This is a genomic window from Delftia sp. HK171 (genome assembly GCF_001886655.1).
In the GTDB taxonomy this organism is placed as follows: domain Bacteria; phylum Pseudomonadota; class Gammaproteobacteria; order Burkholderiales; family Burkholderiaceae_C; genus Comamonas; species Comamonas acidovorans.
Window position 1 is genome coordinate 6,168,709 of record NZ_CP018101.1, and the last position, 22,605, is coordinate 6,191,313.

The window sequence follows — 22,605 nt, forward strand, 5'->3', positions numbered from 1 at the left end:
GGTCTGAGAGGCTTTGTAGTCATGGTGAAGGAAGCGGCTAACGGGACGGGAAAAAGGACAGGGAACGGGACGGGTCCAAGGCCCTGGCGATGCGCTCGCGCGCATGCGGCCAGACCTCCGGATTGACCAGGCGCGCGGGCCGCTGGCCGTCGGCCAGCAACTGCACGATCTGGGTGGCGGCCAGCTCGGCGTTGTTGCGCCGGGCCTCGTGCGTGACACCGGCGGTGTGGAAGGTGGCCACCACCTGGGACAGGGCCAGCAGCGGATGGGAGGCGGGCGGCGGCTCCTGGTCCCAGACATCCAGCCCCGCGCCAGCCAGGTGGCCGCTGGCCAGGGCGGCGTGCAGGGCGGCCTCGTCATGGATACCGCCGCGCGCCGTGCTCACGAAGATGGCGCCCGGCTTCATGGCCGCAAAGGCAGCGGCGTTCATGAGCCCCAGCGTGGAGGCATCGCGCGGGCAGTGCAGGGAGACGATGTCCGCGCGCCGCAGCAGCTCGTCGAAGCCGACGGCCTCGGCCCCGCGCGCTGCCAGGCCGGCCGCGTCATAGGCCGGGTCGCAGCCGATCACCTGCATGCCGAAGGCCCGGCCCAGGGCCGCGACGCGGCTGCCGGCCTCGCCCACGCCCACCAGGCCCAGGGTGCGGCCGCGCAGCTCGTGGCCCATCACGTCCTCGCGGCTGAAGCCCCGGCCCGGGGCGCGCAGCAGGCGGTCGGATTCGTTGATGCGGCGCAGCACGGACAGCATCAGGCCGATGGCCATCTCGGCCACCGAATCCGCGTTGCCGCCCGACTGGTTCATCACGGCCACGCCGGCGCGCGTGCAGGCCTCGATGTCGATGGTGTCGCAGCCCGAGCCGCTGGAGGACACGGCCAGCAGATCGGGGCAGCGCGCCAGCAGGTCCGCCGTGGCGAACCAGTGGCGCGGCAGCTCGTCCTTGGCGGCCGTGATCTGGTAGACCTGTGCGCCGGCCAGGGCCTGCCAGGCGGCGGTATCGTCGCCCTCGCGCCGGCAGGTGATCAGTTGCACGCCAGGTGCGGCCGAGACGATGCGGTCAAAGGCTGCATCCAGCCAGTAGTCGAAGCGGACAACGCGGCGGTCCATCACAGCACCCCCTTGGCGGCCAGCGTGCGCGCCACCCAGGAGCGGTCGGCGCGGCCTGCGGCAATGGCGGCGAGCACGTCGGCCTCGTCGCGCTGTATGGCCTCCACGCGGTCGGCAATGGCGGCGGCCTCGGCGGCGGGCACGGCCAGCAGGCCGTCGCCATCGCCCAGCACCAGGTCGCCCGGGTGGACGACCATGCCGTCGATGCTCACGGGCACATGCAGCTCGCCGGGGCCGTCCTTGTAGGGGCCACGGTGCGAGACGCCGCGCGCATACACGGGCAGCTCATGCTGGCCGATGGTGTCGCTGTCGCGGATCAGCCCGTCGATGACGATGCCGGCCGCGCCGCGCGCCATCATCAGCGCCAGCATGATCTCGCCAATGATGGCGTTGGGCCCGGCGCCGCCCGCGTCCACCACGATCACGTCGCCGGGGCCGCAGATGTCGATGGCCTGGTGCACCATGAGGTTGTCGCCGGGCCGCGTGCGCACGGTCAGCGCACGGCCCACCAGCGGCCCCTGGCGGCGATGGAAGGGCCGCAGCGCCGAGGTGCCCGTGGTGCGGCTCATGGCGTCGCTGACATTGGCGACCGGAAAGCCGCGATAGCGCTGCAGCAGCGCATCGCCAAGGGCGGCCTCGGGCCGGGCGTGGATATGGAATCCGGGAATCTTGCTCACTGCTGTGTCTCCGTCTGTGTCTGTGTCTGTTGTCTGTGTCGATACCGTTGTCTTGCCGCTCAGAACGCATCCCAGGCCTGCGCATGGCGCACGCAGGCCGGCGTGACCTGGTCCAGGCGCGTGGCGCCCAGCATGGCCATGTCGCGCAGCACCTCCTCACGCAGCAGGGCCATGGCGTGGGCCACGCCCGCCGGCCCGGCCACCGAGGCCGCGTAGTTGAAGGGCCGGCCCACGAACACGCAGCGCGCGCCCAGGGCCAGGGCCTTGAGCACGTCGGTGCCCCGTCGCACGCCGCTGTCCAGCATCACCGGCAGGCCGGGCACGGCGCGCACGATGCCGGGCAGCACGCGCAGCGGTGCCACGGCGCCGTCGAGCTGGCGCCCGCCGTGGTTGGAGACGATGAGGCCGTCGGCGCCGTGGTCCCGCGCCAGCACGGCGTCTGCGGCCGAAAGAATGCCCTTGACCACCAGTTGCCCCTGCCAGCGCTGGCGGATGGCGGCCAGATGCGGCCAGGCCAGGTGGGAGCGGTCCGAGAAATCGCGCATCACGCTGGCCGACAGGATGGGCGCGCCCCGGTGCGCATAGTTGTTCTCGAAATGCGGCATGCCGTGGCGCCACAGGGTCTTGAGAAAGCTGCCGAACAGCCAGCGCGGGTGGCTGATGCCCTGCCAGGCCAGGCCCGGCCCGGGCCGCAGCGGCGTGGAAAAGCCGGCGCGCACATTGTTCTCGCGGTTGGCGGCCACGGGCGTGTCCACCGTGATCACCAGGGTCTGCACGCCGGCGGCGGCCACGCGGTCCAGCAGCGCATCGATCTGGCCCTGGTCGCCCGGCAGGTAGGCCTGGAACCAGGTGTGGGGCGCGGCCGCCATCACATCCTCCAGCCGGATCAGCGAGGAGCCGCTCATGATGGCCGGCACGCCCGCCTGCTGTGCGGCCTGGGCCAGCACCAGATCGCCCCGGTAGGCCGACAGCGCGGCAATGCCCATGGGCGCCACGCCGAAGGGCGCGCCGTAGCGGCGCCCGAACAGCTCGAAGGAGGGATCGCGCTGTGCCACCCCCACCAGCGCGCGCGGCACGAAGGCCAGCTCGGCAAAGGCGCGGCGGTTGTCCGCCAGCGAGGCGTTGTCCTCCACCGCGCCGCTGATGTAGGCATGGATGGGGCGCGGCAGATGGCGCCGCGCCAGCCGCTCGAAATCATCGAGCGACAGCACCTGGCGCAGGCGGCGCGGCGGCCGGGCAGGGGCTGGTGCAGCGGCTGCGGAAGCGGTGGTGGAGGGGACGGTGTTGGCAGGCATTGCCGGCCAATGTAGAAGGGCCAACCTGCAAAGAAAAGCGAAATAAATAGGAATCGATATTTCGATTTTGGAAGAATGTCGGCATGACCCTCAAACAGCTCGAAGCCTTCTACTGGGCCGCCACCTGCCTGAACTTCAGCGTGGCCGCCGACCGCGTGCACCTGTCGGTCTCATCGCTGTCCAAGCGCATTGCGGAGCTGGAGGCCTCGCTGGGCGTGCAGCTGTTCGACCGCAGCGGCCGCGCCGCCGAACTCACGCCCCAGGGCGAACAGCTGCTGCCGCGCATCCGCGAGCTGCTGCACGGCGCCGCCCAGCTGCGCGAGGCGGCGGGCCGCAGCGTGGGCCTGCAGGGCCGCTGCCGCATCGGCTTTGGCGAACTCAGCGGCCTGACCTGGCTGCCCCGGCTGGTGCAGCGGGTGGCCGAGCTGCACCCCGACCTGCAGCTGGAGCCCCACACCGACATCGGCCAGGTGCTGGAGCAGCGCATCGTCGATGGCGAGCTGGACTGCGTGGTCATCGCCGGGCCGTCCTCGCGCAGCAGCCTGGCCTTCGAGCAGGTCGCCCAGGTGCGCTTCGTCTGGGCCGCCAGCGACGACTTCATCGCCCGCGCCGGCACCGGCCTGCCCCGGCGCCTGGTGCGCGAGCAACTGCTGATCGCTCTGCCCACCGGCTCGGGCGCCACGCGCACGCTGGACGACTGGCTGGGCCGCCACGGCCTGGCCGTGGAGCGGCGTCTTTCCTGCAACAGCTGGGGCGCCGTGGTGGGCATGGTGGTGGACGGCCTGGGCTTCACCTACATGCCCGAGCAATGGGCCCTGGCCCTGCAGGAACGCGGCCGCCTGCGCGTGCTGGACGGCGGCGCCGAGGCCGCAAAGCACAGCGCGCTGGCCCCGCTGACCTACACCGTGCAATGGCGCCGCGACGATGCCCGGCCGCTGATCACGGAAATGCGCGAGATCATCCGCAGCGTGATCGATTTCCCGGCGCCGCGCTGTTTGAGTTGAATATCACTGATTTCAGGGATATTCAAAATGGCAATCCTGTAGTATTTGAATGAACAATCAATATCAACAATAAACAACATCAATGCATTGATAGAGCATTGTCAATTTCAAATATCAATCGATTCAGATCCTTCCCTATGGGAACACTCATCTTCCGCATGAATTTCCTGGCATATTGAAAATCCTTTCTCAAAGAAATTTGACAATCCTTTGCAAAACCTGCCTATGATTTAACAACTCTTTTCAATTATTCCCGACTGGAACTCCTGCGTTTCCAGTCGATTTCCATTCATGAGCACTGCGCCTGCCCATACCAGTCTCCGCAGCCCTCACGCCGAATCCTGCGGTGCGCTGGCGCTTCAACCCATTGGTTCCGGCGACGAAGCCGCTCTCCTGGCCATCTTCGCCTCCACACGCGAGCAGGAGCGCGAACAATTCGGCTGGCCCGAGGAGCAATGGAATGCCTTCATTCGCCAGCAGTTCATGGCGCAGCACACCCAGTATTCGACGGCCTACGCCAACCCCAGTTTCGATCTGGTGCTGCGCGATGGCGAGATAGCGGGCCGGCTGTATGTGGACCGCAGCCCGCAGGAAATCCGCGTGGTGGATATCGCCCTGCTTCCCAGGCACCGTCGCCAGGGCGTGGGGCAGCAGTTGCTGCAGGCTTTGACGGATGAGTCAGATGCCCTGGGCATTGACCTGGGCCTGCATGTGGAGAAGAACAACCCCATCCTCGGTCACTACCAGCGCCTGGGCTTTGTCACCGAAGCCGATCGCGGCGTGTACTGGTATATGCGCCGCGCGCCGCAGCCTTCGCGCATGCCAGGCCTTGAGGATTTCACCGGCCTGGTCGGCACCGATTTCGCGTTGCAGCGCCCCGGTGCCGCGCCCGTGTCGCTGCGCCTGGAAAAGGCCACGGTCACGCAGGGATTGCTGGCCTCGCGCTGCTCGCTGCGTTTCAAGGGGCCTGACATCGGCCGCCCGACCCACGACACCTACCTGCTTTCCCACGAACGCCTGGGACGCTTTGCTCTGTTCCTGGGGCCCGTCGTGGATGCGGAGCCGGGGCAAACCAGCTACCAGGCACTCATCACACGCATGAACACGTCGATCAAGGAGGAGGAGACGCCATGAGCGAGGCATATATTGGAGAAATCCGTCTTTTTGCGGGCAACTTTGCCCCCCAGAACTGGGCATTGTGCGACGGCAGGCTGGTTGCCATCAGCGAGAACGAAGCACTCTTCGTGCTGCTGGGTACCACCTATGGCGGCGATGGCGTCACCAACTTCGCACTGCCCAACCTGCAGGGCCGACTTCCTATTGGCCAAGGCCAGTTGCCGGGCGGGAGCAACCGCCTTCTGGGCCAGCAGATGGGTGCGGAAGACGTAACGCTGAACATCAGCCAGTTGCCCGGGCACACCCACCCGTTCTCGGCGGCCGGCGCCGCCAGCACCAGCAAGCCGCAACAGCAGGTACCGGCAGCCGTCACGGGGTTCAACCTCTACGCCCCCTCACCCGCCACGACTGCCGCCACCCTGGGACCCAGCTCGGTGCAGATCGTCGGCGGCGGGCAGCCGCACAACAACGTCATGCCCAGCCTGGTGCTGAGCTACATCATCTGCCTCTTGGGCATCTTCCCCAGCTTCACATAGCACGGACAGGAGCACTTCATGGAACCCTTTCTCGGAGAGATCCGCGCATTCGCCTTTGGCCAGGTCCCAAGGGGCTGGCTGCTGTGCAACGGAGCGATTCTGCCGATCAGTACGAACCAGGCCTTGTTTGCGCTGCTGGGCAACCGATACGGCGGCAATGGCTCGACGAACTTCGGCCTGCCCGATCTGCGTGGTCGCGCGCCCATTGGATACGGCGGCGGCGTTGTGCTCGGCTTGATCGACGGTACGGAAAACGTCACGCTGACCCCCAGCCAGATGCCCCAGCACACACACCAGCTGCTGTCCAGCGCTGCGGTGGCCACCACCAATGTCCCCGGCGGCAATGTGATGGCCGAGGCCGCCAATGGCCTGTCTGCCTATGGCGCGCCCACCAATTCCTTCATGGCTGCCACCGCCGTGGACATCAGCGGCGGCAGCCAGCCTCATCAGAACATGCAGCCCTCGCTGGTCATCAACTGGTGCATCGCCAGCTCCGGGATCTTCCCGCCCCGCAACTGAACAAGCCTCCCCACAAGGAAACATCCATATGGCAGATCCCTTCTACGGCGAGGTCCGCGCATTCGGCTTCTCCTTCGCTCCTGTCAACTGGGCCTTTTGCGCAGGCCAGACCATACAGGTACAGCAGAATGCAGCGCTTTTTTCGATCATCGGAAACCGGTTCGGCGGTAACGGAACCACCAATTTCATGCTGCCCAATCTGCAGGGCAAGGCCGCCATGGGCGCCGGCACGGGACCTGGACTGAGCTTCCGCGACATCGGTGAAACCATGGGCACAGCCACCGAAACGCTGACCCTTGCGGAGATACCGGCGCACAGCCACGGCATCAGCGCCCAGGGCGCCGGCGCCACGGCGGCCATCCCCAGCGGCAACTTGCTGGCGCAGGGCATGCAAGGCGTACCGCCCCGGGGCAGCGCCAGGCCCACCTATGCAGCGGGAGCTGCCACTTCGGCCATGGCGCCGACAGCGCTGCTGCCCGTCGGCGGCAACCAGGCCCACAGCAATATGCAACCCGTTCTGGCGCTGAATTTCTGCATCTGCCTGTCCGGCGAATTCCCCGTCAGGCCCTGACGTTCTTCCACCTCCAGCCATTGCCCGCCATGCCCACCAACCACACCCCCAGGCCCAAGTCCGCTTCACGCATGCTGTCCATGTGGTTTGCGTGGTTCATAGGGTTGGTGATGGCACTGGCGGCTCCGGCCCATGCCGCAGTGGACTCGGCCATCATCGACTTCGGGACCGGAGCCGCGCCTGGCGCCTTCTCGGATGTTGCCCCGGACTACAACGGGCTTCGCTTCACCGGCCAGTGGTCCTATTTCGCTGCAGCGGACCTGCAGACGGGCAGCCCGGGAATCATCACGTCCGGCGACGCCATCACCTCCGCCACCCTTGACGGCAACGCCATCATCAAGGCGGCCAATGGCACGGACCGCTTCAGCCTCGCACGGGTGCGCATCCATGCCTACGGCTCCATGACCCAGTTCACACTCACGGGCTATCGCGGCGGCAGCCCCGTGTCCGGTGCCAGCGTGACCGTCACCAAGACGTTTCCCATGACGCAGCAATTCGTCCCTATCGATCTGAGCGCGCTGGCGGATGTGGACGAAGTACGGGTATCCAACAATGCCACGGTTGGCGAAGGCGGCAACTTCGCCTTCGACGATCTGGCCGTCGACCCCTTCCCCCCTGCCACACCCACGGCGACGGCGCTGTCGCCCACGAGCGGCCTGGCCGCTGGCGGATATCCGGTCACCATCATCGGAGCCAACTTCACCAACGTGATCGGCAGCTCCATCGTGACCGCAGTGAGCTTCGGCGGCACGCCGGCGACCAGCTTCACGGTCGACAGCGCCACCCAGATCACGGCCACGGCACCGGCAGGATCGGGCACGGTGAACGTGACCGTCACGACGGCAGGCGGCACCAGCGTCACTGCCGCAGCCAATCAGTTCACCTATCTGCCCGCGCCCACGGTGACATCCGTCTCGCCCAACTTTGGCCCGCAGGCTGGCGGCACCGGCGTGGTCATCACCGGCACCAACCTGTCCGGCGCCACCGCCGTGCTATTCGGCGCGACAACCGCCAGCTATGTCGTCAACAGCGCCACCCAGATCACCGCCACCTCGCCTGCGGGTACAGGCACGGTCGATGTGCGCGTCACAACGACGGGCGGCACCAGCGCCATCAGCGGGGCCGATCAATTCAGCTACCTGGCAACGCCCACGATCACCAGCATCGCGCCCACGGCAGGCCCTCAGGCGGGCGGCACGGCGGTCACCATCACGGGCACGAACTTCATCGGCACCACGGGCGTGAACTTCGGCGCCTCGGCAGCGACCGGCTTCACGGTCAACAGCGCCACCAGCATCACGGCCACGGCGCCGCCCGGAACGGGCACGGTGGACATCCGCGTCAGCAACTCCGTCGGCACCAGTCCCACCAGTGCCGCCGACCAGTTCACCTATGTGGCGGCACCGTCGGTCACCTCCATCTCGCCCACGGCAGGCCCCACAGGTGGCGGCACCACGGTGACCATCACCGGTACCGGCTTCGCCGCAGCACCAGGCACCGGCGCCGTGCGCTTCGGCGCCACGACCGCCACCTACACCATCAACAGCAACACCCAGATCACAGCCACTGCGCCCGCGGGCAGCGCTGGCACGGTCGATGTGACGGTGACCACGGTGGGCGGCACCAGTGCCACCAGCGCAGCCGATCAGTTCACCTATGTGTCAGCACCCACGGTGACTTCCATCTCGCCCACGGCAGGGCCCACCGCAGGAGGAACCTCGGTGGTCATCACCGGCACCAACTTCTCCGGCACCACTGCCGTGACCTTCGGCGCCACGGCCGCCACAGGCTTCACGGTCAACAGCGCCACGCAGATCACAGCCACCGCGCCTGCCCACGCAGCGGGCACGATCGACGTGCGCATCACCACCGTGGGCGGCACCAGCGCCACCAGTGCGGCCGACCAGTTCACCTACGTGGCCGCGCCCACAGTGACTTCCGTCTCGCCCACGGCAGGGCCAGCCGCAGGAGGAACCTCGGTGGTCATCACCGGCACCAACCTCTCCGGCGCCACGGCCGTGACCTTCGGCGGCACGGCCGCCACGGGCTTCACGGTCAACAGCGCCACGCAGATCACGGCCACCGCGCCTGCAGGGTCGCCGGGCACGGTCGATGTGCGCGTCACCACGACTGGCGGCACCAGCGCCACCGGCGCGGCAGACCAGTTCACCTACGTGGCCACGCCCACGGTGACGTCCATCTCGCCCACCAGCGGCCCGCAGGCAGGCGGCACCACGGTGACCCTGACAGGCACCAACCTGGGCGGCGCCACGGCCGTGACCTTCGGCGCCACGGCCGCCACGGGCTTCACGGTCAACAGCGCCACGCAGATCACGGCCACAGCGCCTGCCGGCACGGGCACGGTAGATGTGCGCATCACCACCGCGGGCGGTACAAGCGCCACCAGCGCGGCCGACCAGTTCACCTATGTGCCTGCGCCCACGGTGACCTCCATCTCGCCCACCAGCGGCCCACAAGCGGGCGGCACCACGGTGACCCTGACCGGCACCAACCTGTCCGGCGCCACGGCCGTGACCTTCGGCGCCACGGCCGCCACGGGCTTCACGGTCAACAGCGCCACGCAGATCACGGCCACCGCGCCTGCCGGCACGGGCACGGTAGACGTGCGCATCACCACCGTGGGCGGTACCAGCGCCACCAGCGCGGCCGACCAGTTCACCTATGTGCCTGCGCCCACGGTGACTTCCGTCTCGCCCGCAAGCGGTTCTTCGATTGGTGGCACCACGGTCACCCTGACCGGCACGAACTTCACCGGCGCCACGGCCGTGACCTTCGGCGGCACGGCCGCCACGGGCTTCACGGTCAACAGCGCCACGCAGATCACGGCCACAGCGCCTGCAGGATCGGCGGGCACGGTCGATGTGCGCGTCACAACGACTGGTGGCACCAGCGCCACCGGCGCGGCAGGCCAGTTCACCTATGTGGCCATCACGGTGACGCCCGCGACGCTGGCCGGCACGCCCAAGGTAGGCGTCTCGTTCAGCGAGACCCTGACCGCCAGCGGCGGCGCAACGCCCTACACCTTTGCAATGGCCGGCGGCAGCACGCTGCCCACAGGCCTGTCGCTGTCGCCCGCCGGGGTGATCAGCGGCACGCCCACGGCGGCCGGGGCCTTCAGCTTCACGGTGCAGGCGACCGACAGCAGCAGCATCAGCGGCCAGCGCACCTACAGTGGCAGCGTGGCGGCAGCCACGGTGGTGCTGACGCCTGCAGCTTCCACGCTGCCGGCTGCCAAGCTGAACACGGCCTATGCAGGGCAGACCTTCACTGCCAGCGGAGGCACGGCGCCCTACACCTACGCCAGCAGCGGCACGCTGCCGACCGGAATGACGTTCAACGCCAGCACCGGTGTTCTGAGCGGCACGCCCACCGCGGCGGGAAGCTTCACCTTCACCATCACGGCCACGGACTCCTCCACGGGCACGGGTGCTCCGTTCACCTCGGGCAGCACCAGCTACACCCTGGTGGTGAACTCCACCAACGCCGACCTCAGCGCCCTGGCTCTGAGCAGCGGCACGCTCGCACCGGGCTTTGGTGCAGGCACCCTGGCCTACACGGCCACCGTGCCCAACACCAGCAGCACCGTCACGGTGACAGCCACCGCTGCCGATGCGGGCGCCACGATCCTGGTCAACGGCGCAGCGGCCTCCACCCCGGTGGCGCTGAATGTGGGCAGCAATACCGTGTCCATCGAAGTCACGGCGCAGGACGGCACGACCAAGAAAACCTATGTGGTGACGGTGACGCGCGAGGCCAGGCAAAGCGCCTCGGGCTCGGGTGTGGATCTGGGCATTGCCAACAGCAGCCCCACCTGCACGCTGACTGCGGCCAGCTTCACCTCGCCTTCTGCCGTGGCCGGCTCGCTGGGCCCGCTGCCGGCGGCGTTCACCTACCCGCAGGCCGCCGTGGACTTCACGGCCAAGCAGTGCGCCCCCAGCAGCACGCTGACCGTGACCCTCACCTTCGCGTCCCCCGTGCCCGCCAACGCGCAGCTGATGAAGTACGACGCCACCGCAACGCCCAAGTGGCAGCCCTTCACGCCCACCATCAGTGGCAACCAGGTCAGCTACACCATCGTGGACGGCGGCCTGCGCGATGACGACAAGACGGTCAACGGCGAGTTCGTCGATCCCGTCATCCTGGCCCTGCCTGGAGCCCCCGCAGGAGCGCAGAGCATCCCCACGCTGGACCGCTGGGGCCTGCTGCTGCTGTCGCTGATGGCGGGAGCCGCCGGCTTCATGGGCATGGCGCGCAGGCAGCGTACCGGACGTTAAGACGCGTCAACAAGCAACCCGCGCTGCTGCATGTCGGCAGCGCGGGTTTGCTTTTGGTGCTCTACAGAAAGCCCCGTGGCGCGAGACAATCGCCCCCATGACCACCGCGCCGATTCCCGTTTCCGCAGATCCCGCCGCCTCCGCCGACCCCATGCCCCAGCCGCCCGAGCAGCCCGACCTGGACGCCTGCTGCGGCAATGGCTGCGACCCCTGCATCTTCGACAGCTATGACCTGGCCATGGACGAGTACCGCCAGGCGCTGCGGGCCTGGAAGGCGCGCAACGAAACGCCAGCGGGCCAGGGATAGGAATAGGGATAGGGGTAGCGCGATCAGTCCACGCGGGCGATCAGGTCCAGCTCCACGGCTGCGCCCTTGGGCAGCTGCAGCACGCCCACCGAAGTGCGCGTGTGGGCACCCACGGGGCCCAGCACCCGGGCGATGAGGTCGGAGGCGCCATCGGCCACCTCGCTTTGCTGGGTGAAATCGGGCGCCGAGCGCACATAGACGGTGATGCGTGCAACGGCGCGCACGGCATCGAGCGAGCCGGCCGCGCGCTGCACGAAGGCCAGGGCGCGCATGGCGCAGATGGCGGCGGCCGTTCTGGCCGATGCCAGGTCGATCCCGGCGCCGACCGTCCCCACATAGAGCACTTCATCGCCCACGCGGGGAATCTGCCCGCTGACGAACAGCTGCTGGCCGTCGCGCACGACGGGGCTGTAGTTGCCGCCTATCTTGATCTCGCCATCGAAGCGGTGGCCGAGCTCGAGGGCGGCCTGGGCGAAGCGTTCATCTGCTGTCATGGTCTGGTGTCCGGAGTAAGGCAAGCGCGCAGTCTAGAGCGTGTCATGCACTTTTAAGTACCCGCGTTGGTTCTGCGCGCTGGTGATCGCAAGGCGCAGTGCGCCGCCAAGGCTCATGCCTTGGCAAGCGCTGCAACGCCGCGAGCGCCTGCGCGCAGAGCCAACCCTCCGGGAAAGCCGGGAAAGGGGCCCGGCCCTTCGTTGCAGCCCGCTTGCGGTGTGGCAACCGCGGCGCGTGCTACGCCTCGTTCCGGGCCCCTTTCCCGGCTTTCGCGGGCACGTAAAAGTGCATGACACGCTCTAGAGCCTGTGGTGCACCGGCGCCTGCGGCGGCTTCAACTGCCCGTGGACGCGTAATGCCTCACCCCCATGCGCCAGGCGCCCGAGGCCAGCCAGAGGAAGGCAAAGCCGGCCAGCGGCGAGACCCAGCCCAGCCAGGCTGGTGCGCCCAGCGGGTCGGGCTTGCCCAGCACGGCCAGCGCCGGGTAGTAGGCCACGCAGGCCAGCGGCACGGCGAAGGTCAGCAGGCGGCGAAACCACTGCGCGTACAGGGCCAGCGGGTACTGGGCGGCCTCGACGCTGCCGTAGCTCAGCACATTGGCGGCCTCCAGGCTTTCCACGGTCCAGAACGAGAGCGCACCCTGCAGCACCAGGATGCCCAGGAACAGCGCCACGCCACCCGCCACGGCGAACAGCGCCACGGCGACGGCCTGCGGCGTCCACGCCACGGCGCCCTGGGCCGTGGCAAAGCCCAGCACCATCAGGCCCTGCAGCAGGCGGCCCAGGCGGCTGATGCGCACGTCATGGCCCATGAGCTGCAGCCACACGGGGCGCGGGCGCAGCAGCAGGCGGTCGAAGGCGCCCGTGCGCAAGAACTGCGTGCCCAGCACGTCGAAGCCCCGGCCCAGCGCATCGGCCAGGGCGAACATGCAGTTCACCAGGCCATAGAACACGGCCACTTCGCCGATGCGCCAGCCCTGCACCTCGCCAAACCGGTGGAACAGCGCCCAGACGGCGATGACCTCGATGCCCGTGACCAGGAACTGGCCCAGGGTCAGCATCAGCGCCGAGGCCGGGTAGCGCGCCTGCCCGCCCAGCGAGGCCAGCGCCAGGCGCAGGAACATGGACAGCGATCCTTTTTGCTTGGCCATGGCGCTCACCCGCCCTGCACTTCGAGGCCGCGCATGGTGCGCGCCATGGCCACGCGGCCCAGGGCCACGATCACGGCAATCCACAGGGCTTGCAGCGCCAGGCAGGCCAGCATCTGCGTACCGGCCATCTGTCCGAAGTAGATGCGCGCAGGGATGTCCATCACGCCGGCCAGCGGCTGCAGCAGCAGCGCGGTCTGCCAGGCATCGGGCATCAGCGCCAGCGGCAGCAGGTTGCCCGACAGCACGATGACCACGGGCGCGGCCAGCGTGTTGATGCCTTTTTCATTGAGCGCGGCGGCGGCGGCAACGTTCAGCAGCATGACCAGTGCCGTGGACAGCAGCAGCGCCAGCAGCATGGATGCGGCAAAGCCCAGGCCTGCGGCCCAGCCGGCCGGCGGCTGCCAGCCCCAGGCGCCCAGCCCCATCAGCGGCAGGGCCAGCCCTGCAAACGCCACCATCAGCGCCACGCGCGGCAGCACGCGCGCGGCGATCCAGCCAGCCGAGCGCACGAACCACAGCGCATAGGCATCCACGGGCCGCAGCCGGTCATAGGCAACGGCGCCCGTGCGCACGGCCAGGGCCACGTCGGGGTCGCCACTCCAGGGCAGCAGCGCGAACAGGCCCTGCGCCACCCAGGTGTAGGTGATGGCGTGCTCCAGCGAGATGGGCGCGCCGGCCGATGCCGAGGCGCTGCCATAGAACGCCGCCAGCACCATGGTCTTGATGGCGCCCCACCAGCACTGCGTGGCAAAGCCCGCGTAGGCGGCCGTGCGGTACTGCAGCATCAGCAGAAAGCGCGAGGCGAAGGCGGCCTTGTAGGGGCGCAGCAGGTGTCGCAGGCGGTGGTGCGGTCCCATGGCGCTCAGACCTCCGAGGCACCATGCATGGCGTAGAAGCGGGCGATCACGGCCTCGATGGCCATGTCCTGCCCCTCGCCCTCGCCCTCGCCTTCGACCGTGCCATCGCGCTGCGCCGCCACGACCTGGGCCCGCAGCGCATCGACCGCGCAGTCGGCCAGCACGCGGCCATGGCCGATGACGATGACGCGCCGGGCCAGCGCCTCGATGTCGTGCATGTCATGCGTGGTCAGCAGCACCGTGGTGCCGCGCTCGCGGTTGGCGCGCAGCACGAACTCGCGCACGGCCAGCTTGGAGGGCGCGTCCAGGCCGATGGTGGGTTCGTCCAGGAACAGGATCTCGGGCTCGTGCAGCAGGGCCGCGGCGATCTCGGCGCGCATGCGCTGGCCCAGGGACAGCTGGCGCACGGGCTGGTCCAGCAAGCGCTCCAGGCTCAGCATGGCCACCAGCTCGTCGCGGGTGCGCGCAAAGCGCAGCGGATCGACGCGGTACAGGTCGCGCAGCAGGTTGAAGCCATCGCCCACGGGCAGGTCCCACCACAGCTGCGAGCGCTGCCCGAAGACCACGCCGATGCGGCCCACATGGCGCTGGCGGTCGGCGAAGGGGTCGCGCCCGTCCACCTCCACGCGCCCGCCATCGGGCCGCAGGATGCCCGACAGAATCTTGATGGTGGTGGACTTGCCCGCGCCGTTGGGCCCAATGAAGCCCAGCAGCTCGCCACGCTCCAGCGCGAACGACACACCCTGCAGCGCCTGCACCGTGCGGTGGCGCGGGCGCACCAGCGCGCGCAGCGCGCCCATCACGCCGGGGTCGCGTTCATGGATGCGGTAGGTCTTGCGGAGGTCGTGGACGAGGATCTGAGGCATGGCGCTGGGCGGTGAGGGGGCGCAGAGGGGGCGCGATTCTACACAGGACCGGGCTTTGCTATCCTGCGCGCAAATTCGCGGATGGAAATCCGCCTTGCCGCACGCACGCACGCACAAAGGAAACACAACATGGCAGCTGAAGGCAATGCAAGCCAGCTCGTAGGAATCGTCACGCTGCTGGGGGCCGCCGTGGTGGCCGTGCCGCTGTTCAAGCGGCTGGGCCTGGGCGCCGTGCTCGGCTACCTGGCCGCTGGCCTGGCCATAGGCCCCTACGGGCTGGGCCTGGTGACGGACGCGCAGACCATCCTGCACGTGGCCGAGCTGGGCGTGGTGATGTTTCTCTTCGTCATCGGGCTGGAGATGAAGCCCTCGCACCTTTGGGATCTGCGCGGCCAGATCTTCGGGCTGGGCAGCCTGCAGGTGGTGGTGTGCGCGCTGCTGCTCACGGGCGTGGGCATGGCCTTCGGCTTTCCGTGGCAGGTGGCCTTCGTGAGCGGCGCGGGCTTCGTGCTCACCTCCACGGCCATCGTCATGCAGGTGCTGGCCGAGCGTGGCGACATCCTGGCGCCGCGCGGCCAGCGCATCGTCTCCATCCTGCTGTTCGAGGACCTGCTCATCGTGCCGCTGCTGGCCGTGGTGGCCTTTCTTGCTCCGGCCGATGCGGCGCCCGTGGCCACCTCACCCCTGTGGCAACGCGCGGGCGTGGCCCTGCTGTCACTGGGCGCGCTGGTGGGCGCGGGCCTGTGGCTGCTGAACCCGCTGTTCCGCATCCTGGCCAAGGCCAAGGCGCGCGAGGTGATGACGGCCGCCGCGCTGCTGGTGGTGCTGGGTGCCGCCCTGCTGATGGAGATGGGCGGCCTGTCCATGGCCATGGGTGCCTTCGTGGCGGGCGTGCTGCTGTCCGAATCCTCGTTCCGCCACCAGCTGGAGGCCGATGTGGAGCCCTTCCGCGGCCTGCTGCTGGGCCTGTTCTTCCTGGGCGTGGGCATGGCGCTGAACCTGGAGGTGGTGGCGCTGAACTGGCGCATCGTGGGCATGGGCGTGGTGGCGCTGATGCTGGGCAAGGCGCTGTGCATCTACGCCGTGGCCCGCGTGGCGCGCAGCAGCCATGCCGATGCGCTGGACCGCGCCATCCTCATGGCCCAGGGCGGGGAGTTCGCCTTCGTGCTGTTTGCCGAGGCGCTCAAGCTCAAGGTGCTCAGCCCCGAGGTGCATGCCAACATGACGGCCATCGTCGTGCTGTCCATGGCCATCACGCCGCTGGTGGTGGTGCTGCACAAGCGCCTGGCAGGCGCCGAGGCCGTGTCGCTGGACGGCGTGGAGGCGCCGCAGGACCTGCGCGGCAACGTGCTGGTCATCGGCTTCGGCCGCGTGGGCCAGATCGCCAGCCAGGGGCCGCTGGCCCGTGGCGCCAAGCTGTCCATCATCGACAACGACCCCGACGTGATCCGCAACGCCGAGCCCTACGGCTTCAAGGTCTACTTCGGCGACGGCGCGCGCGCCGACATCCTGCATGCTGCCGGCGCCAGCCATGCCAGCGCCATCCTGGTCTGCGTGGACAGCAAGGCCGCCGCCACGCGCATCGTGGAGAACGTGCGCCACGAATGCCCGCACGCCCGCCTCATCGTGCGCGCCTATGACCGCGAGCACGCGCTGGAGCTCATCCAGAAGGACGCCGACCATGTCGTGCGCGAAAGCTTCGAGTCCGCCCTGCTCATGGGCCGCCATGCCGTGCTGGCCCTGGGCGCCACCGAGGACGAGGCCCAGACGCTGGAGGCCGAAGTGCGCGGCCGCGACACCGAGCGCTTTGCGCTGGAGACCGCCGGCGGCAATTTTGCGGGGCGCGCACTGCTGCTGGGCAACATCGAACGCATCGATCCGCCCCGGCACGACAAGCCCACCGCCAGGGACTGAGCGCGAAAGGGCCGCAGGGGCCGCAGGCCCCGCTCAATGCCGCTGGTTGATCTGTATGAGATTGCCGCAGGTGTCGTCGAACACCGCAATCGTGACCGGCCCCAGATGCGTCGGCGGCCTGGTGAAGCGCACGCCGGCCGCGCTCAGGCGCTCGTACTCGGCCTGCACGTCGTCCACGCCGAAGAAGGTGGCCGGCACGCCGTCGGCATGCAGAGCGGTCTTGAACGGCCTGGCGGCCGGGTGCATGTCGGGTTCGAGCAGCAGCTCCACGCCATCGGCATCACCGGGCGATGTCAGGGTGAGCCAGCGCGCGTCGCCGCCCATGGGAATGTCGTGCTTGAGGACGAAGCCGAGCACGTCGCGGTAGAAGGCCAGGGCCTTGTCCTGGTCATCGACGAGCACGCTGGTGATGACGATCTTCATGGAATGCTCCTTGTGTCGCTGCGCAGGGCACGCACCGGGTACAAACCTGCCACCACCGGCATGCCGCTATTTCAGCAGGAAGGTGACGGGCACGCGCGTCCACATGCTGTCCGGCACGCCGTCGCGCGTGCCGGGGACAAAGCGCCACGTCCGCACGGCGTCCAGCGCCTCCTGGTCGAGCAGAGGATAGCCGCTGCTGTCTGCCACATCCACGGCCAGTGCCTTTCCGCTGGCGCCCACCAGAACCCGCAGCACCACCTTGCCTTCCTGCTCCAGCCGCCTGGCTTCCTTGGGATAGGCCGGCATCTTGTTCTCGCTGGCCTGCCTGTCAGGCACAGGCTGCACCACGCCTGCCGCAGCCGGGCCGCCGGCCAGCAGGCCCAGGGTCAATGCAAGGATGGCGCAGCGCATGCGGGGCATTCGGAAGGCTCCTGGATGGGAACGGGATGGGGACGGGATGCCAGTCGTGGACTGGTGCGGCCCCGGATCATCGCATGCCCTCCACCTGCCACCAGCGCGGCAGCAGCGCCTGCACCTCGCCGCGCCGATAGCGGTCGTCGATGAGAAAGACCACGCCGCGGTCGCGCTCGCTGCGGATGACGCGGCCTGCGGCCTGGACCACCTTGCGCAGCCCCGGGTAGAGGTAGCTGTAGTCATAGCCCTTGTCCGCGCCGAACTGGCGGTCCATGGCGCGCTTCATCTCTTCGTTCACGGGATTGACCTGGGGCAGGCCCAGCGTGGCCACGAAGGCGCCGATGAGGCGCTTGCCGGGCAGGTCCACGCCCTCGGAGAACGCCCCGCCCAGCACGGCAAAGCCCACGCCCTGACCGGCTTCGGTGAAGCGGGCCAGGAAGGCCGCGCGACCCTCTTCGTCCATGGACGGGGTCTGCAGCCAGACCGGCAGATCGGGATGGGTGCGCTGCAGGCATTCGGCCACGCGCTGCAGGTAGTCGAAGCTGCTGAAAAAGCACAGGTAGTTGCCGGGCCGGCGCGCGTACTGCGCGGCCACGAGGTCGGCGATGGGCCGCAGCGAACGGTCGCGGTCCCGGTAGCGCGTGGAGATGTGGCCGGCCACCTGCACATCGAGCTGGTCGGCCTGGAAGGGCGAGTCGGCCTCCAGCCAGTGCGTGCCTTCGGGCAGGCCCAGGATGTCGCGGTAGAAGTGCGGCGGGCTCAGCGTGCCCGAGAACAGCACCGAGGCATGGGCCGCCGCATGGCGTGCCGCCAGGTGGGGCGCGGGCACCACGCAGCGTATGCACAGCGTGGAGGCCGGCGTGCGACGGGGACCTGAGCGCCCGGGCAGCAGGTGGACATCGAACAGCGCATGGCCGCCGAACTGCTCGGCCAGCGCCATGAACTGCAGCGCCTCCCAGTAGAAATCCAGCACCGGGTCGCCGGGCAGCATGGGGCTGTCGGCATTGGCGTCGGCGATGGCGGCCACGGCGCGCTGCACGGCGCCCAGCAGGCCTGCGGGCACTTCCTCATGGGCCTGGTAGCTGGCGGTCTGCTCCCTGTTCAGCGCGCTCCAGCTGCGGCTGAGCCGGTCCAGCGCCTTGCGCACGGCACCGGTGGCCGACTTGCGGGCGGCGGCCAGTGCGAACTGCGACAGCTCGGCCGTGTACATGCGGCGCGCGCGCTCGAGCAGGTTGTGGGCCTCGTCCACCAGCACGCCCACCTTCCATTGCTGGGCCTGGGTGAGCGCGTACAGCATGGCAGCGCTGTCGTAGAAGTAGTGGTAGTCGGCCACGACCACGTCGCTCCAGCGCACCAGTTCCTGGGACAGGTAGTAGGGGCAGATGTCGTGCGCCAGCGCCACGGCACGCACGGCAGGTGGGTCCCAGGGCGCCTGCTGCAGCGCGGCGGCGCGCGCGGCGGGCAGGCGGTCGAAGAAGCCGCGCGCCAGCGGGCAGGAGTCGCCGTGGCAGGCCTTGTCGGGATGCTCGCATGCCTTGTCGCGCGCCAGGATGGCGAGCACGCGCAGCCTTGCGGGTGGCGCGGGTGGCGAGGGCAGCGGTTGTGGCGCATCCGGCTCCTCAGGCAATGGCGGATGCTGCTCGGCGATCTGCCGGTTCACGCTGGCCAGCGCCTGCAGCGCCAGGCCATGGCCCGTGCCCTTGGCCGTGAGGAAGAACAGCCGGTCCAGGCCCTGGTCCGGCATGGCCTTGAGCATGGGGAAGATGGTGCCCAGCGTCTTGCCGATGCCCGTGGGCGCCTGCGCCATCAGGCACTGGCCGCCCTGCTGCGCGCGCGCCACGCGGTAGACGGCCACGGCCAGCTCGCGCTGGCCGGCGCGAAAGCCCTGCATGGGAAAGCGCAGCGCGGCCAGCGCCGCCTCGCGCGCCGCGCGGTGGGCGGCCTCGCTGCGCGCCCAGTCCAGGAACAGCGCGCATTGCTGCTCGAAGAAGGCGCGCAGCGTGGCCGCGTCTTCCTCCTGCACCAGCACGGTTTCCTCCGAGTTGCCCACGTTGAAATACACCAGGGCCACGCGCAGCCGCTGCAGGCCGCGCGCCTGGCACAGCAGATGGGCGTAGATGCGCGCCTGGGCCCAGTGCAGGGCGCGGTGGTGGGCGCGCACGCCCTCGATCTGGCCACGGTAGGTCTTGATTTCCTCGAGTTGGCCAACCCCGGCGTCGAAGCCGTCGGCGCGGCCGCGCACGCGCAGGTCGCCGTATTCGCCGGCCAGGCTGATTTCGGTCTCGTAGTCCTTGCCCCTGCGCGACTGCACCAGGCTGTGGCCGGCCATGCCCTCCAGCGCGCTGGGCGCGGGCGTGAAGCGCAGGTCCAGGTCGCCCGCGCGTGCCGTGAACTCGCACAGCGCGCGCACGGCCACGGTGTAGCTCACGCGGCCTCTCCCAGCGGCTGGCCGCGCCACTGGACATGGCACACGCGCACGGGAATGCCGTGCTCGGCACAGTACTGCAGCCAGCGGATCTGGTTGTCCTGCAGCTTGTCGCCGGGGGCCTTGGCCTCGACCAGTTCGTAACGGCGCTCGGCCGGCCAGAAACGCACCAGATCGGGAAAGCCCGTGCGGTTGGCCTGCACGTCGCGCAGCAGCCGCGCAAAGAACAGCTTGAGGTGGGCGGCCGGAATGCAGTCCAGCGCCAGCGCCAGCAGCGGCGCGCTCAGCGTGCCCCAGAACACGAAGGGCGACTGCAGGCCCTGCTTGTCGGCATGGCGCTGCACGATGACCTCGCGCCAGCTGCCATCGTCCAGATGCGCCAGGCATTCCTCGAACAAGGCTGCGCGGCGCTGCACGAAGTCGGGTGCGGACAGGTCGGCCGGGCCGCTCTGGAACGGGTGGAAGAAAGCGCCCGGCAGCGGCGCGAAGATGGCCGGCCAGCACAGCAGGCCGAACAGCGAGTTGATGAGCGCGTTCTCCACGTAGAACACCGGCGCGGCGTCGCTGTGCCAGTGGTCGCGCAGCACGTACTCGACGGAGCTGGGCCGCGCCGGCAGTTCCAGCTCCACGTCCATGCGCATCTGCGCCACCACGGGCGCCAGCGCCGCCGCACGCCCGCGCGCGCCCTGCCCCAGGCTGCGGCGCAGGCGCGGCAGCATGCGCGCCACGCGCTGCAGTTCCTCGTCGCTCTCGGGCTGGGCCTGGGCGGCCTGGGCCAGCGCCATGGCATCGGCAAAGCGCTCCATGCGCTCGTACACGCGCATGCGCCGGTGGCGGGCGCCGGGGTAGCGGCTTTGCGCATAGGCCTGCTCGGCACGCTCCCAGTCCTGCATGCGCTCGCAGGCCTGGCCTATGCGCAGCAGCACCTTGGCGCGGCGCTGCTCCAGCCAGGCATTGCCGCTGGCGCAGCCGGCCACCTGCTGCAGCAGCGCATCCATCTCCACGCCCTCATCCAGCGCCGCGCGGCAGGCCTGCAGGGCCAGGTAGCCATCGACATCGGCACGCGACTGGAAGGCCCGCGACGCCGCATCGAAGGCCACGGCCTCGTAGCGGAACACGCCCAGGTCGGCCAGCACGAATTCCGACCAGTCCTGGTAGAGATTGCCGAAGAACATCAGCCGAAAGCGCTCGCACAGCGCGCCCACCATCACGCGCCAGGCGGCTTCGCCGGCTGCGGCGCCCTGGGGCTGCCATTGCGCATAGGGCCTGGGCGCCTCATGCAGGGGCTGCAGGGCCTGCAAAAGCTCGGCCTTGCGCAGGCCTGAGTGAACGGGTGCGCCTGCGAACAGCTGCAGCAGCTCGGGCTTGGTGTGCAGCGCAAACAGCTCCTCCAGCGCCATGGGGTGGTCCGCGTCCAGCCAGCCCAGCTCCAGCAGGGGCGCGGCTGCCTCGGCAATGCCGGGAATCTCTTCATACACCAGCTTGCCGGCCCGAAACCACGGCCCGCGCCGCATCAGCAAACGCACCATCAGCGCCTGCGAGGGCTGGGGCAGCTGCGTGAAACGGGTGAGGAATGCCTGCTCGGGCGCGTCCAGCAGATCGCCGTAACGCTGGCCAATCCAGTCCAGCGCGCGCTGGAAGTTGTGCAGGTAGTAGAAGCGGTGGGGAGGGAGCATGGGCCTGGCAGATCGGGCAGCCAGGCCGCTCGAAAACTGTATCTTTATACAGTCATCATATCAAACCCGGTAGTGCTCACTTCGCGCAACGGACTTGCCCCGGGCAGGCTCATCCGGCCAGGAAGCCGCCATCGGTCGCCAGGCAGTGCCCGACCACAAAAGCCGCCTCGTCCGACATCAGCCAGACGACGGCCGTGGCCACCTCCTGCGGATGGCCCATGCGCCGCAGCGGCAGGCCCGCCGCCACGGCATGCATGTCGGCAATGCCCGAGCCCAGCATCATGTCCGTGACCACGCGGCCAGGGGCAACGGCATTGATGCGGATGCCGCGCGGCGCGTACTCCATGGCGGCGGCGCGGGTCAGCGACAGGGCCGCCGCCTTGGAGGCGCCGTACAGCGACAGGCCCGGGTTGGGATTGCGTATGCCGCTGACGCTGGTGTTGTTCACGATGGTGCCGCCGCCCGTGGCCAGCATGGCCGCCAGTTCATGGCGCATGGCGTGGAAGACCGCACGCACATTCGTATCGAAGACCTGGGAAAAGACCGCATCATCCTGCTCGGCCAGCGCGGCGCGCCGCTCCTGGAAGCCTGCATTGTTGAAGGCCGCGTCCAGCCGCCCGAAGCGCGCCACGGCCTGCTCCACCACCGCCGCCATGTCCTCCTGCCGCGTTGCATCGCAGGCCAGGAAAAGGCCGTCCGCCCCCCGCTGCCGGATTTCCTGCTCCAGCTGCAGGCCCAGCTCACGGCGGCGCCCCGTGACCACCACGGCGGCGGCGCCCTCCTCGGCCATGCGCAAGGCGGTGGCCCGGCCTATGCCGCTGGTGGCGCCCACCACCAGGCAGACACGCCCCCGGAGCCGCCCCGATGGTGCAAGGGCCGGCAGGGGGCCGGCCAGTTCCAACTGACGCTGCTGCATGTCCATGGCGATGTTCCTTCGCAATTTGGTTGCATGGTACAACCAAA

The 22,605-nt window shown here is 69.1% G+C and carries 19 protein-coding genes and 2 pseudogenes; 9 read left to right on the forward strand and 12 right to left on the reverse strand.

Annotation, left to right across the window (positions count from 1 at the left end; genetic code table 11):
• Positions 1–37 precede the first annotated feature (37 nt).
• The 3 genes from BO996_RS27575 to BO996_RS27585 are packed head-to-tail and all read right to left on the reverse strand — an operon-like array spanning position 38 to position 3,074.
• Positions 38–1,102 (reverse strand): hydroxyacid dehydrogenase, encoded by a 1,065-nt coding sequence (locus BO996_RS27575; protein ID WP_071956890.1) that lies wholly within the window; start codon positions 1,100–1,102, stop codon positions 38–40.
• Positions 1,102–1,779: an RraA family protein gene (locus BO996_RS27580; RefSeq protein WP_034400240.1), complete on the reverse strand. Its 678-nt coding sequence runs from the start codon at positions 1,777–1,779 to the stop codon at positions 1,102–1,104. The genes BO996_RS27575 and BO996_RS27580 overlap by 1 nt, the downstream gene beginning before the upstream one ends.
• Positions 1,780–1,838: 59 nt before the next feature.
• Complete coding sequence (locus BO996_RS27585; protein ID WP_071956891.1) at positions 1,839–3,074, reverse strand: alpha-hydroxy acid oxidase; 1,236 nt, start codon at positions 3,072–3,074, stop codon at positions 1,839–1,841.
• An 83-nt stretch (positions 3,075–3,157) separates the two neighbouring features.
• Between BO996_RS27585 and BO996_RS27590 the strand changes: the two genes are divergently transcribed.
• From BO996_RS27590 to BO996_RS27620, 8 genes and pseudogenes are all read left to right on the forward strand, one after another.
• Positions 3,158–4,078 (forward strand): LysR family transcriptional regulator, encoded by a 921-nt coding sequence (locus BO996_RS27590; protein WP_071956892.1) that lies wholly within the window; start codon positions 3,158–3,160, stop codon positions 4,076–4,078.
• Positions 4,079–4,369: 291 nt separating this feature from the next.
• Entirely contained in the window at positions 4,370–5,212 is an 843-nt protein-coding gene (locus tag BO996_RS27595) for a GNAT family N-acetyltransferase (protein ID WP_071956893.1), read from the forward strand.
• Positions 5,209–5,730 carry a phage tail protein gene (locus BO996_RS27600; RefSeq protein WP_013800556.1) on the forward strand — a complete coding sequence of 174 codons (522 nt, stop codon included), beginning with the start codon at positions 5,209–5,211 and terminating at the stop codon, positions 5,728–5,730. Before BO996_RS27595 ends, BO996_RS27600 begins: the two co-directional genes overlap by 4 nt.
• A gap of 18 nt (positions 5,731–5,748) precedes the next feature.
• On the forward strand, positions 5,749–6,249 hold the full coding sequence (locus BO996_RS27605; protein WP_013800555.1) for a phage tail protein: 501 nt from the start codon (positions 5,749–5,751) through the stop codon (positions 6,247–6,249).
• 28 nt (positions 6,250–6,277) lie between these two features.
• A pseudogene (locus tag BO996_RS29910) lies at positions 6,278–6,403 on the forward strand (phage tail protein); the annotation flags it as partial.
• Between the two features lie 33 nt (positions 6,404–6,436).
• Positions 6,437–6,820: a phage tail protein gene (locus BO996_RS27610; RefSeq protein ID WP_232240562.1), complete on the forward strand. Its 384-nt coding sequence runs from the start codon at positions 6,437–6,439 to the stop codon at positions 6,818–6,820.
• Between the two features lie 29 nt (positions 6,821–6,849).
• Positions 6,850–11,115, forward strand: coding sequence for an IPTL-CTERM sorting domain-containing protein (locus tag BO996_RS27615; RefSeq protein ID WP_071956895.1), 4,266 nt, complete (start codon positions 6,850–6,852; stop codon positions 11,113–11,115).
• Positions 11,116–11,212: 97 nt separating this feature from the next.
• Entirely contained in the window at positions 11,213–11,422 is a 210-nt protein-coding gene (locus BO996_RS27620) for an oxidoreductase-like domain-containing protein (protein WP_013800552.1), read from the forward strand.
• Between the two features lie 23 nt (positions 11,423–11,445).
• Here BO996_RS27620 and BO996_RS27625 read toward each other — a convergent pair whose 3' ends face one another.
• The 4 genes and pseudogenes from BO996_RS27625 to BO996_RS27640 all read right to left on the reverse strand — a co-directional run.
• Complete coding sequence (locus BO996_RS27625) at positions 11,446–11,916, reverse strand: RidA family protein (RefSeq protein ID WP_012207603.1); 471 nt, start codon at positions 11,914–11,916, stop codon at positions 11,446–11,448.
• Positions 11,917–12,251: 335 nt separating this feature from the next.
• Entirely contained in the window at positions 12,252–13,067 is an 816-nt protein-coding gene (locus tag BO996_RS27630) for an ABC transporter permease (RefSeq protein WP_065347664.1), read from the reverse strand.
• Positions 13,068–13,072: 5 nt separating this feature from the next.
• Positions 13,073–13,924, reverse strand: a complete 852-nt coding sequence (locus BO996_RS27635; protein ID WP_071956896.1) for an ABC transporter permease — start codon at positions 13,922–13,924, stop codon at positions 13,073–13,075.
• A gap of 5 nt (positions 13,925–13,929) precedes the next feature.
• Positions 13,930–14,643, reverse strand: a pseudogene (locus BO996_RS27640) (ABC transporter ATP-binding protein); the annotation flags it as partial.
• 276 nt (positions 14,644–14,919) lie between these two features.
• Here BO996_RS27640 and BO996_RS27645 point away from each other — a divergent pair.
• Positions 14,920–16,704: a monovalent cation:proton antiporter-2 (CPA2) family protein gene (locus BO996_RS27645; RefSeq protein WP_071956898.1), complete on the forward strand. Its 1,785-nt coding sequence runs from the start codon at positions 14,920–14,922 to the stop codon at positions 16,702–16,704.
• Between the two features lie 33 nt (positions 16,705–16,737).
• Here the strand turns inward: BO996_RS27645 and BO996_RS27650 are convergent, their stop codons facing one another.
• The 5 genes from BO996_RS27650 to BO996_RS27670 all read right to left on the reverse strand — a co-directional run bounded on the left by BO996_RS27650 (position 16,738) and on the right by BO996_RS27670 (position 22,564).
• Positions 16,738–17,127, reverse strand: a complete 390-nt coding sequence (locus BO996_RS27650; protein ID WP_012207608.1) for a VOC family protein — start codon at positions 17,125–17,127, stop codon at positions 16,738–16,740.
• 66 nt (positions 17,128–17,193) lie between these two features.
• Positions 17,194–17,547 (reverse strand): energy transducer TonB, encoded by a 354-nt coding sequence (locus BO996_RS27655; protein ID WP_012207609.1) that lies wholly within the window; start codon positions 17,545–17,547, stop codon positions 17,194–17,196.
• 67 nt (positions 17,548–17,614) lie between these two features.
• Positions 17,615–19,969, reverse strand: coding sequence for a helicase C-terminal domain-containing protein (locus tag BO996_RS27660; RefSeq protein WP_071956899.1), 2,355 nt, complete (start codon positions 19,967–19,969; stop codon positions 17,615–17,617).
• Positions 19,966–21,642 carry a VRR-NUC domain-containing protein gene (locus BO996_RS27665; RefSeq protein ID WP_071956900.1) on the reverse strand — a complete coding sequence of 559 codons (1,677 nt, stop codon included), beginning with the start codon at positions 21,640–21,642 and terminating at the stop codon, positions 19,966–19,968. The genes BO996_RS27660 and BO996_RS27665 overlap by 4 nt, the downstream gene beginning before the upstream one ends.
• A gap of 109 nt (positions 21,643–21,751) precedes the next feature.
• Positions 21,752–22,564: an SDR family NAD(P)-dependent oxidoreductase gene (locus tag BO996_RS27670; protein ID WP_083571205.1), complete on the reverse strand. Its 813-nt coding sequence runs from the start codon at positions 22,562–22,564 to the stop codon at positions 21,752–21,754.
• Between the last annotated feature and the right edge of the window lie 41 nt (positions 22,565–22,605).